We start from the raw sequence: 13196 nt of genomic DNA, 5'->3' as shown, positions 1-13196 counted from the left end.
AATACGGCATTTTTTTGTTGCTAAAATCAAAAATCTCCTCACGGTTTGTGATATAATAGAGTTGACTAAAAACCATAAATCACGCCCGAAAGGAGACATTACTATGATACCACAAAAACAACTCACTTTGGCAGATATTTTTGAAGATTGTAAAGAAATTTATGATTCTGACAAACCTCAGTTTCTTACTCTGCTTGAAAATCACATTGACCTTGATGAACATATCAGAAGCTTAAAATCTTCCATAGCCTAGGACTTACCATAAAATGCCATATCACTTATGCCGTATAATCATTAAAATACATTTTAATTTTACTTAAATTGTTGTTTTCAATAAATACTTTCTAAAATTCAGATACTAATAACAAAAAAAGGCTACTGCATTTCTTCTTTAATGCAATAGCCTATACTTATAATTGCTTTTTATTCCTTTCCATCCCAACAGAAAGTACATAATTTACTTTTATCAATTCCTACTGAATCAAGCATATCATCTAATCTGTTAAATCTAAGAGATGTAAAATTCAATTCTTTTCTGATTTCTTCAACCATGTTTTCGTATTTCTCAGATTCAGGATCAGCGTACTCCTGCAATACTTCTTCCGTTACCTTTCCATTTTCTAATCTTTCTATTACACGCCTTGTAATTAAGTCCATATCAGAACGGGAACGGGAAAAGTTAAGGTATTTACATCCATATAATAATGGAGGACATGCCGGTCTTATGTGTACCTCCTTAGCACCACTCTGATATAAAAACTCCGTTGTTTCCCTTAGCTGTGTTCCACGTACTATTGAATCATCTATTAGCAAAAGACTCTTATCTTTAATTAAATCCTCTACTGCCAAAAGTTTCATTTTAGCTATCATATCCCTCTTGCTTTGCATTGTAGGCATAAAAGAACGGGGCCATGTAGGTGTATACTTAATAAACGGTCTTGAAAAAGGTATTCCTGATTCATTGGCATACCCTACAGCATGGGCTATTCCTGAATCCGGAACTCCTGCAACAATATCAGGGTGAACATTATCACGCTTTGCCATTTTTTCGCCACAGTTATAACGCATTTTTTCAACACTGATTCCTTCATATGAACTTGCCGGATATCCATAATAAACCCATAAAAATGTACATATCTTCATGTCATTATCAGGCTTATATAATGTAACACAATTCTTTGGAGTCATAACAATAATTTCTCCCGGTGTTAATTCCTTATAATCTGAATATCCAAGATTCTTATAAGAAAAGTTTTCAAAAGCAGCACAAAAAGCATCTTCTTTTCTTCCTATGGCAATAGGTGTACGTCCCATTTTATCCCTTGCAGCATATATACCTGCCTCATTCATTAAAAGAAGTGACAGGGAACCGTCAATTTTTTCTAAGGCATAATTAATTCCATCAATTAAATTATCTTTCTGGTCAATAAGTGTGGCTACAAGTTCTGTGGCATTAATGTCCCCTCCGCTCATTTCCTGAAAATGAGTATGCCCGTTTTTAAATAAATCCTTTATAAGTTCGTCAACATTGTTAATCTTGCTAACTGTTGTAAGAGCATAAGTTCCATGAATAGAACGTATTATTAATGGCTGTGACTCATAATCAGAAATACAACCTATTCCATATGTACCCTTCATTTTCTGTACATCTTTATCAAACTTTGTTCTAAAAGGAGAATTTTCTATATTATGAATTGCACGGTCAAATCCGTCTTCTCCTAATACAGCCATTCCTCCACGCCTTGTTCCTAAATGTGAATGGTAATCAATACCATAAAATAAATCAAATACGCAATCTTCTTTAGATGCTACACCAAAAAAACCACCCATTTTTTCTCTCCTCAAATATGTATTTTTACAAAATCTCCTCTATATCTTACCTTGTTTTGCCACTAATTTCAATGAATATCCGTTTTTTGATAAAAAAGCTGCTGCCAAAACGTACATAACCCGCCTTAGCAACAGCTTCCTTTTTAATAATCCCTATTATTTATTGTACCTTATAAAAGTGTTTGTTTTATTTACATTCCTTTTAACTAAAGATTTAAGTTTCTTTATTTTTGAACCCTTTACGTATCCGATTACCCCATTACTAAATACCACCTGATAGTAACCATTAATTTTCTGACTGTTAAGTACAAGTCTTGTATTTCTTGAAACAATACCTAACTTTCTTCCGGTTCCTCTGGCATTTGAATAAATTGCCGTTTTGCATGAAACTCTTGCAGTTCTAAATAATGTTACATTCGGTGTACTACTTACCTTCTTCTTTGTGATTTTTTTAGAAGGTGTAGCAATACCGTACTTAAATCCACTATCAAGACTTACACTGTTTACTGCAACATATCCTGTTCCAAGTGCATTAGTACCGTACTTTATCTTATAATAATTTCCAACCTTGTTTACTACCAACACTCTCGTTCCCTTTGGAGCCTCAGTATTAAACCCTGTTCCTACTCCCGTATAAATACCGGTAGTTGATGATACTACTGCATTAGATTTATTTCCTTTATAACTGCTGCCTGTTGAAGTTAAAACCGTAACATATGCACTTCTAAGATATGCATATCCTGATTTGTATTTTATTTTATACCATTCTCCAACTTTTCCTACAATTGTAACCGATACTCCGGCGTTATACTGTCCTAACTGAACTCCCTGTAAACTTGGAGATTTTCTGATATACAAGCCATTAACATTTGTAACACCGTACTTAATCTTGGTCTTTCCCTTCTTTACAGTAAGTTTGCATTTTGCTCCATATCCATCTGTTGTAAGTGCTGTTATTGTAGCCTTTCCTTTTTTATGACATGTTACAATACCAAATTCATCAACAGATGCAACTGCTACATTTGAACTGGTCCAATATATAGCCTTATTATAAGCATTTGACGGTTTCACTGTTGCTGAAAGCTTAAACATATTACCCACTTTCTTTGTGAGTTTTGATTTTGAAATCTCAATACCTGTTGTTCTCTGCTTAACCACAACCTTAACCCTGTCACTTACATTTCCAAAATGTGTATCATTGGCGGTTACAGTTATGTAACATGTTCCTCCACTAACAGCAACTATTTTCTTTGATGCTGTATCGTAATATGCTACATCTTTGTTAGTTGACGTCCATGTTACTGCCTTTTGTGTAGTGTAATCAGGATTAAATGTATAACTTATATTTTTCCTTTCTCCACTGTAACATGTGATACCATGTCTGCTAAGTTTAATGCTCTTTGGAGCAGCTATTACATTTATAAATATCTCTGCTCTCTTTCCATTATATGCTGTAGCATAAACCCATGTAGAGCCAAGTTTCTTTGCATAAACTTTTCCATAACTATCCACTGATAATATGCTACTGTCCTTTACACTCCAATTAATATTTGTATCTGATGGTACAGTTGTTCCTCCATTAAATACCGGTGAAAGGTTTACATCTTCATATATGTACAAGTTCATAGAAGATTTTTCAAATTCAATGGTCTTAACCGGTGTTTTAACGTATACCAAAGCTTCAGCCTTATACTCATCTCCATCAACTAATTTCATAGTTGCAGTTACAGTTATAAGTCCTGCTGATGCGTCAGGAGATACCGTAGCATATCCCTTTGAATCAAGGCTTATATCACTACTGTCAGCTGACCATGTAACCTTACCTTCAACAGCATTTTCCGGTAGAAGATCTGCATCAAATTTAATCTGTTCACCAGGATATACGATACTTCTTTCCGGTGTAATGTTAAGAGAATATTCATCTCCACCAACTATGATTTTAATCATACCTACTGCCGGTGTACCATTTCCATCCATACCATATCCGTCGCTTGTGCACTTTGCATAGATATAAGTTGTTCCTTTGCCCTTTGTAGTCACAATTCCATTTGCGTCTACTGTAGCAATACCGTCATCCTCTGCACTCCATAAAACCTTTTTGTCATATGCATTTACAGGAGTAATAACAGCTTTTAACTGAACTTTATCACCTATTTTCTTTGAGTAAATTGTATCCGGTGAGTCTGTACTTACAGTTCTTATTTCAACTGATTTTACACTTGCTTTTACCAATACTTTTACTTTTCTTACTATAGTTGCCTGATTTCCATTTTTATCTGTATATTTTGCAGTTACAACCACATTTGTCTTTCCGCCTGAAATAGCTTTAATCTCACCACTTGCATCCACTGTGGCAATGCTATCATCCTCTGATGAATACTCAACCTTTTCATAATCTGCATCTGCGGGTACCGGAGTTATCTCAATATCATCGCTTTCTCCTTCCCACAGGGAAATACTGTCTTTAGAAAGAATGATATTTTCTAACTGCTGTAATACTTCTATGGTAATCTTAGCACGTTTGTTATTATAGCTTTGAGCATAAATAACTGTCATTCCTGCTTTTTTAGCTTTTATTATTCCTGCTTTATCCACAGAAACAACCTCTTCATTGGCACTAGTCCATGTAATGTCCGTATTATAAGGTTCAGACGTTCCTCCATTCCATAATACTAATGAAGATAAATCAAAAGAATCTCCTGTATATAGAATCTTATTATTTTCCGTAAAGGTTATGCTATCTACATCCTTTAATGATTTCACTGATAATTCAGCTGTTTTAGAAAATGATGTTCCATCAGCTGTAACTCTTGCCTTTACTATAAAATTACCGTTTACGAGCGGTGTAAAGGTTATGCTGTCACCATTTTCAGCAAGCATATATGTTGAAGTATCAGCTGTTTGGCCGTCTAATTCTACTTCATATGTTACATTTGCATACTCAGGAGCAATTTTAACCGCCACATCTACTGCTGTTCCTTCCACAACTTCTGCCTTATTAAATCCAAATGCTACAGTAGGTTTAACTAAAACATTAACGGAAAATGTAACAAAATATCCGTCCTTTGTAGTAGCAGTTATAACAGCCTTTCCTCCGCTTACAGGGGTTACCATACCATTTACTACTGTTGCCACTTTTTCATTATCAGATGACCATTTTACATTTTCCGAATTAACCTCCGGTGCACTTAAAACCCCATCCTGAACTAATGAAATACTTGGAATAAGATCCTTTGGTTCCTGTCCCAATACCATATCAAAACTCTTTTCAGCATTTGTGGTATACACTATTCTGATAGGTTCCGGTACTGTTGTATCAATGACATGGAATGTAAACGTAATCTTCTCATTTCCTGCTTTTGCAGTAACATAAGCAATTCCAACATTCTTAAATGTAACAAATCCTGAGTTATTTACATCTAATATTGTATTGTTTGATGTTTCATATGTAATTACTTCGTTGGAATTTTTAAGGCTAATTACTGATGATAAGTCAATTCCAAAACCTGCTATGGCATTAACATCCTTCATGTCAACAGTATATTCCGTTACACTGGCAGAAAGCTCAGGTTTTCCTATTACAGTTACCGGGAAAGACACAGAATATCCGTCTGCTGTGTAAGCTATAACAACAGCAATTCCCGGATTTTTTCCTAATACATATCCGTCTACAACCTGTACAATGCTTTCATCACTTGAACGCCATGCTAAATCTTTATTTACATCACCATTATTATTTTTAAATGAAATATACTTCTTTAAGTTCTCACTGTAATATTCACCGCTTACAACTTCAATTGATGAAACCGGCTGATTTAATTCAATTTCTAAAGATGAAACTTTAACATTAACAGTAAATGTTACATACTGACCATTTGGAATAGTTGCTGTAATTATTGCTGTTCCTTCTCCGTTGGCAGTAATAATTCCATTAGTAACACCTGCCACCTTTGTATTATTACTTTCCCATGATACATCAGAAATACTGTACTCTGTTACGCTAACTTCAGTTTTTACTGTTGCTCCAACTTCACTTAAAGAAAAGCCGTCAGCTCCATTTATGCTAATTGTTCCACTGTCTTTTTTTGTAGTATCTGTTACATGGAAAATTATAGTTGTATTTGCACTTCCTGCAGTGTTGCTTACACTTGCCTTGACTGTATAATATCCCACTTCACTGAAGCTTATTATATCATTTGCAATTTGTGCTTTAGGACTGGAAATATCATAAGTAATTACCGGTTCAGAAGACGTAAGAATTGACTTTAAGTTAAATGAATCTGTTTCACTTAAATTAATATCAACTTCTTTTACACTTGAAGATATAGTCGGCTTAGGTGTCTGCTTTTCTACTTTAACTACCTTGTAAATAATACTTGCACTTACATTACCTGTAGGAAGTGTAGCTGTAAGAGTATACATGCCCGGTTCATGGAATGTAATGCTATTTTCACCAAGCTCTGCTTTTGTTGCATCATTTGGTGTTAATGTATATACTACCGTATCATTGGTGTTTGATGTATTTGCCTTAAATGTAACTACAGGATTTGGATTATCCTCAGTTATTTCAACTGTCTGTTCTAATCCTCCCACTAAGCTTATTTCCGGCTTTGCAACTGTTATATCCACATCTTTAGTATACATATGTGAATTACCATAAGTATCCTGAAACTCTGATTTAACCGTAATAACTGCTTTTCCCGGAGCAACTGCTGCAACTGTTCCGTTATTATCCACTGTTGCAACATCATCCCTACTGCTTGAATAACTTCTGACAACTGTTGCCATATCCATTTCATCACAAATTTCGACAGGTGAAATCTTTAATGATTCTCCTACTAAAAGTTCTCCACTAGAAGGAGTAACATTTAATGTACCCGCAGGCTTCTTAACAGTTACTGCAACACTCTGAGTCCCATTCAAAGTAATAACACCACTTGAACTTCCGCCTGCTACCTCATATTCTGCAGCAACCTTTACAACAGCTGTTCCTTCCTTCTTTAATATGTATGCGCCATCACTATCCACACTTATAATATCACTATCCGTAGATGTGTATGATACACTTACAATATGTGTTATTACTGTGGCTCCATATTTCACTACAGGCTTAATTGTTCCCTGCTCACCTGAAGTTCCGTTAATCTGGTAGCTATTTAATTCGATATCAATACCCAAATCATCTGCAGCTACGCTAAATGAACCTGTAGGAAGCATTGTCACAACCATGACAACTGCCAAAACCATTGAAATTATGCCTGACACAATTTTCTTTGTTCCTTTTTTCATATATAACTCCTTTCATCTTTTTCAGCATTCCGGTGCTTTTAACGCTCCACGTTATTTATATGCACAGTTAGCTAATGTTATTAACAATTATTGTTTATTTCAATACAAATATCAACGAATCTGACTCAAGCGGTTAATTTCTTACTTAAGTGGTTTATTATGTTTTTTACCTTTTATGGTTTATGTGTTATAATAATTCATGGTTTTCAACCTATTTCATACAAAAAAGGAGAAAAATTTGAGAGCGGCATTTGTAGACAATAACAGACAGGATATGGACACCTTAATTTCAATGATTACAAAGTATTCCAATAACTCTTTTAACATTACTTCCTATGACATATATTTAAATGGTGAAAGCTTTTTATCGGAATTTTCCACTAACAAATATGATATTGTTTTTCTTGATATATTTATGGACAAGCTTACCGGTGTGGATGTGGCTTTCGAGCTTAGAAAAACAGACAAAAATGTTCAAATTGTATTTTGCACCACCAGTAATGAATTTGCCACTGAAAGTTATCAGGTTGATGCTTTTTATTATCTTGTCAAACCCTTCAGTGACAGCAATATACAAAACCTTATACATAAATTAAGCTCCTTTGATTTTGAATTGTCACAGTTTATAACCCTTCCCGGAGGTATTAAAATATATCCAAGAAATATTATATATACTGAATACGAAAACCATAAAATTATTATCTATCAAAAGGATGGTAATAACCCGTGCTTTCGCATGTCACAGCATCAATGGGAAGAAATGATATGTAACTACTCTTATATAGTTAATTGTTTCAAGGGTGTTATTGTAAATCTTTATGAAGTTGAATCTAAAACCGACAATTCCTTTTCTATGTCAAATGGTGAGACTCTTCCCATAAGCCGTAGAAATATTAAGGATATAAACACCATATACTCTGATTTTCTATTTCAAAAATTAAGAAAGGATATGTTAAAATAATGTCACAGGGCTTTTCTACTGAAGAATTAATAGTTTATTCATTATTAAATTTTTTACCCTATGTTACCGTAGCGTTGTATCCATTTAGGGATTCCTTTAGATTTTCCAAAAAAAATACAGCCCTGCTTATTCTTTTAGCGTCATTTATTCAGATAATTTTAGGACTATGTGCAGGATATGGCTCAGATAATGCCATTTCTTTGATTTCTTTAGTGAGTACCTTTCTTTACATATTTTTCTATTTTCTTTGTGTAAAGGCAAAATTTGGCAAGTCCTTATTTGTTCTTTTAATGCTTTCAAATATTTCAAATTTCATAGTTTCCCTTTCAAAATGTATAGAGGGACTACTATTTCCAGATATGGCTTCTGACATTTACAGGTGGACTTTCTGTGTAACCACATTATTTACCCAATTAGTGGTTTTATCGGCAGTATCCCTTTTTATAAACAGGATTTTAAGACCAGTACTTTTACTTAGAAATCAGGATTACATATGGCATTATTTATGGCTTGTTCCATCCACCTTTTATTTAATCTGGTATTACAATATATACTTTAATTCTACTTTATCAAGTTTAAAGTTGGCTCTTAACCCTAAAAATAATATAATTTCTTTTTTAATTAATTTAGGTGCCTTTTTGATTTATTACATAATTGCCCGTATGCTATCTGAAAATAATAAAAATATGCAACTTGAAAATGCTAATCACAGTTTAAAAATGGAACAGCTTCAATTTGTTAATCTTCAAAATAAAATCAGTGAAACCAGAAGAGCAAGACACGATTTAAGACATTACTCAACGGTTATAAGAAGTTATATAGAGCAGGATGATTACCCTCATTTAAAGGAATATCTTGAATCTTTCTTAAATGTTTTGCCTGATGATACTCCTATGAGCTTCTGTGAAAATACAGTAATTAATGTTTTAATATCTCATTTTTATGGCATTGCCAAGGACAATAACATTGATTTTGAAGCAGATGTAAACATTCCCGCTTCCATACCTGTGGAGGATGTTGACCTTACTGTTGTTGTGGGAAATCTCATAGAAAACGCAGTGTATGCGTGCATTTCCAAACCTGACATGCCTAAAAATATAATAATAAAGGGAAAAGTTCAAAATAATGTTCTTCTATTTACAATAGATAATACATATAGTAATGCAATTAGAAAAGATAAAAGTGGCTCCTACTACTCCACTAAACATGAAGGGGTTGGTATCGGTCTTGAATCAGTTGCCGGAATTATCGAGAGATATAACGGAGTATTAAAAATAGAGCAGCACAACAACGTATTCTACATTTCTGTTATGCTGCAACTTCTATAATTCTTTTTAAACATATGTAACCTAAATTCATTTATCTTCAAGCAAACGTTTTTTCTGTTCATAAACCCTTTGCAGTTCCATCTCAAAATCCTGCCTGTTTTTCTGCATCATTGTTTGTAGCATAAGACCTGCAAAAAATGACTGAACAGCTGTCACTACCATAAAACCACAAACAATTAATGTTGGAAACTTAGGAACCAGTCCTGTTTCTAAATATATTTTCATAACAGGTACAAAATTAATTAATGCAGTGATGCATAATAATATTGCAATTGCACCAAAAAAGCCCATGGGTTTGTATGTTCTATACAATTTTACAATTGTTTTCAACACTTTCATTCCGTCTGAATATGTATTTAATTTAGATTCGCTGCCCTCAGGCCTGTCACGATAATCTATAATTACATTTTCAACATACATATTTTTTTCAACGGCATGTATACTCATCTCCGTTTCAATCTCAAATCCCTTTGATAAAACGGGAAATGTTTTTACGAACTCAAAACTAAAGGCACGAAGTCCTGTCATTATATCCTTAATATCATTTTTAAATAATACATTTATACTTTTTCTAACGAGAGAATTTCCCATGTTGTGAAAAGGTCTCTTATTCTCCTTAAAATATGTAGACGATAAACGATCCCCTACAACCATATCAACATTCTTTTTAAGCACTAAGTCCGCCATTTTTCCTGCTGATTCTGCCGGATATGTATCATCCCCATCCGTCATTATGTAACATTGTGCATCTACCTCACGGAACATTCTCCTTATAACATTTCCTTTCCCCTGACGATGTTCATAACGCACTATGGCACCGGCCTCTTCTGCTATTTTATCAGTTCCATCTGTAGAATTATTATCATATACATATACCACAGCCTCCGGGAGTACCCTCTTAAAATCTTTTACCACCTTACTTATTGTACTACTTTCATTATAGCATGGTATTAAAACTGCAATCTTGTCCATAATTTTCCTTCCTCATTAACATCATAATACATAGTGATACGGCAAAAACAGATATTGCCAGTTCACGATATGCAAACCAATAATGAATGTATGAATGGTTTTGAATAAGAACATACCATGCAATAGGATAACACGCCATTATGGCATATGGGATAATATTGTTCACCTTAATATGCCTTGTTTTATATAATGTTATAACAAATATAACAATTAAAATAATCAATGCTATAACCACCCCTATTTGATATGAAGCCTTAAACTCTCTATATAATACATTAACAAAATTGATTTTCTCTTTAGCCGCACTTGAGGATGTTCTCACCTCAATAGTATCAAATGCATTTCGTATTATGTTTTGCCCTGTTATTATGCTTCCAAGAAGCCATTTCAGTGCCCACATTCCGCCGTATCCAACAGCCCAAAAAAACGACTTTTCCACAATATTCATAATATCGCCCTTAACTTTATCCCTCTGATACATACACACCCACAATGTTAATGGTACGCCTAGGGTTATCAATGGGAAAGTAAGCAAATCCATATAACTTGTAATAATTCCTACAAACATAAAGAAAATATTCCATAGGAATAAATTCTCCTGCCATTTCCTGCTTTTACATAAAATAAATAACATTGCACAAAATGTTATTATAGTCACTGAACCGAACTGCAATGACATCATTGTTGACACAGGGTTCAAAAAAATCCATAAAAAAATTATTGGGAATATAAGTCTTTTATTTATAGTCGAAGATTTTGATACTAATAATGCAAATAAACCTATTTGTAGAAACATTAACAGATATCTGATTGTACCATAATCAAATAAAGCTATTAAAGGTTTTAAAAAAACAAGGTATCCATGCCAATATCTTGAATATTGGACCTCACTATAACCTTTTCCCTTTCCCAGATAATTGTCCACTAATACCTCATCCGGTTTTTTATCACTCCTATAGTATCTCGATACATTAATTGCCCCTTTCCACGCATTCTCTGTTGTGGGATGAGATGCTGTTAAAAGCATTAATGAATCTGTATAATTATCCAGCTGGGAATTTTCCCGGTTCATAGTTCTAAAATATCTTCCCTCTGTTTTGATTATCCCGGCACTTTCAGACATATTGCCTTTCATATAATCTGTCGGAATACCATAAGCCATAACCAACAGCATATATCCCACAAGGCAACTTAAAATCAATAATATGGCCACTAGAGCAATCTTCCCTTTTATGTTCAATTCATTCATTCTCTTATTATTCATATCACTTTTTTCCTTGCTTACATACCTCCACACAATATACCACGTTATATGTCAAAATACAACACCACTAATTGGCATAAGCCTGGAAAATCTACGTATTAATTTTCCCTGTGGATTAAAATTTTCTAACATATTATTACCTATTCCGATACAAACCTTGACATTATTTTCAGCAAAATTATACTATATTTTAGTTAGTAATATTTTAGGGAGTGATAATATGGTTCAAAATAATATTAAAAAAAATCATATGGATATTTATTGGCATGACTATGCTGACAGTTTGGGAAACATTCCTATTACAAATGCCGGTCTTGTTGAAAAGGCATCAATAATCGGACGTACCGGTCTTATGCTTTTATCCTGTGGAACAGGAGCATGGCGTGTGAGAAGTTCCATGAATACTTTGTCTGAACAGCTGGGAATAACATGCACCGCCAACATTGGTCTTATGTCTATAGACTACACCTGTTTTGATGGTGATAATTGTTTTTCCCAGTCTCTCTGTCTTACAAATACAGGAGTAAATACATCCAAACTTAACCGTTTAGAGCATTTTATAAATGACTTTTCATCAGAAGGTATTAAAATGTCCGGTGAGGAACTTCATGTCCACCTTGATGAGATTGAACATATACATGGTCTTTACTCACCTGTTGCCCTGGGACTTGCTGCGGCACTTGCCTGTGGGGCATTTACGTTTCTTCTTGGTGGTGGACCCTTTGAAATGATTTGTGCTTTTTTAGGAGCAGGAATGGGAAATTATTTGAGATGTAAGTTATCAGAGCATCACTTTACACTTTTTTTATGTATTGTTTCATCTATAACATTAGCATGCCTTGTATATGCCGGAATACTCAAATTTGCCGAAGTATTTTTTGCCATTTCACCTCAACACGAGGCGGGTTATATATGCTCGATGTTATTTATAATTCCAGGATTTCCTTTTATAACCAGTGGTATTGACTTGTCAAAGTTAGATATGCGTTCAGGCCTTGAGCGACTTGCCTATGCCATTGTTATAATTGTTGTGGCAACAATAACAGCGTGGATAATGGCTCTTATATTAAATCTGAAGCCTCTTAATTTTCCTGAACTTTCCCTTAGTGCAACGGCACTACTGCTTCTAAGATTACTAGCAAGCTTCGGAGGAGTATTTGGTTTTTCAATAATGTTTAACAGTCCTATTCCTTTAGCAGCATCAGCAGCCGTAATAGGTGCCATTGCCAATACATTAAGACTTGAACTGGTTGATCTTGCGGCATTTCCACCGGCAGCCGCCGCATTTATCGGTGCATTGACCGCCGGAGTACTTGCGTCTCTCTTAAAAAATAGTTTGGGATATCCCCGCATAGCAATCACTGTTCCTTCCATAGTAATTATGGTACCGGGACTTTACCTTTACCGTGCAGTATACAATTTAGGTGCTATGTCCCTTACAACCTCAGCCTCCTGGTTTGCATCAGCAATGCTTATTATTCTGGCACTTCCTCTTGGACTGATTTTTGCAAGAATTATCACAGACAAATCCTTTAGATACTGCACCTGATAT

General features: G+C 34.4%; 8 protein-coding genes. 4 read left to right on the top strand and 4 right to left on the bottom strand.

From position 1 onward, the window contains the following. Window positions 1-103: 103 nt before the first annotated feature. Window positions 104-253, top strand: a complete 150-nt coding sequence (locus DWW68_RS13405) for a hypothetical protein (RefSeq protein ID WP_158576804.1) — start codon at window positions 104-106, stop codon at window positions 251-253. A 170-nt stretch (window positions 254-423) separates the two neighbouring features. Here the strand turns inward: DWW68_RS13405 and DWW68_RS04615 are convergent, their stop codons facing one another. Further along, a complete protein-coding gene (locus tag DWW68_RS04615; protein WP_118589170.1) occupies window positions 424-1830 on the bottom strand; it encodes an amidophosphoribosyltransferase in 1407 nt (468 codons plus the stop codon). Window positions 1831-1986: 156 nt separating this feature from the next. After that, window positions 1987-7119 carry an Ig-like domain-containing protein gene (locus DWW68_RS04610; RefSeq protein WP_118589171.1) on the bottom strand — a complete coding sequence of 1711 codons (5133 nt, stop codon included), beginning with the start codon at window positions 7117-7119 and terminating at the stop codon, window positions 1987-1989. Between the two features lie 238 nt (window positions 7120-7357). On the opposite strand from DWW68_RS04610, the gene DWW68_RS04605 reads away from it, so the two are divergent. Beyond that, window positions 7358-8080 carry a LytTR family DNA-binding domain-containing protein gene (locus DWW68_RS04605; RefSeq protein WP_021953651.1) on the top strand — a complete coding sequence of 241 codons (723 nt, stop codon included), beginning with the start codon at window positions 7358-7360 and terminating at the stop codon, window positions 8078-8080. Window positions 8081-8718: 638 nt separating this feature from the next. After that, window positions 8719-9408, top strand: coding sequence for an ATP-binding protein (locus DWW68_RS13400; protein WP_158576803.1), 690 nt, complete (start codon window positions 8719-8721; stop codon window positions 9406-9408). 27 nt (window positions 9409-9435) lie between these two features. On the opposite strand, the gene DWW68_RS04595 is transcribed toward DWW68_RS13400, so the two are convergent. Both DWW68_RS04595 and DWW68_RS04590 read right to left on the bottom strand, forming a co-directional pair. Then, window positions 9436-10380, bottom strand: coding sequence for a glycosyltransferase family 2 protein (locus DWW68_RS04595; RefSeq protein ID WP_118589174.1), 945 nt, complete (start codon window positions 10378-10380; stop codon window positions 9436-9438). Further along, complete coding sequence (locus DWW68_RS04590; RefSeq protein ID WP_118589175.1) at window positions 10346-11644, bottom strand: hypothetical protein; 1299 nt, start codon at window positions 11642-11644, stop codon at window positions 10346-10348. Before DWW68_RS04590 ends, DWW68_RS04595 begins: the two co-directional genes overlap by 35 nt. Before the next feature lie 220 nt (window positions 11645-11864). Between DWW68_RS04590 and DWW68_RS04585 the strand changes: the two genes are divergently transcribed. After that, window positions 11865-13193, top strand: a complete 1329-nt coding sequence (locus DWW68_RS04585; protein WP_118589176.1) for a threonine/serine exporter family protein — start codon at window positions 11865-11867, stop codon at window positions 13191-13193. Window positions 13194-13196 lie beyond the last annotated feature (3 nt).

Origin of the sequence: Eubacterium sp. AF16-48 (assembly GCF_003479405.1) — a bacterium.
GTDB classification, from domain to species: Bacteria; Bacillota; Clostridia; order Lachnospirales; family Lachnospiraceae; genus Eubacterium_G; species Eubacterium_G segne.
Note: the sequence above shows the minus strand (reverse complement) of the source record. Positions and strands in the feature narration are given on the sequence as shown.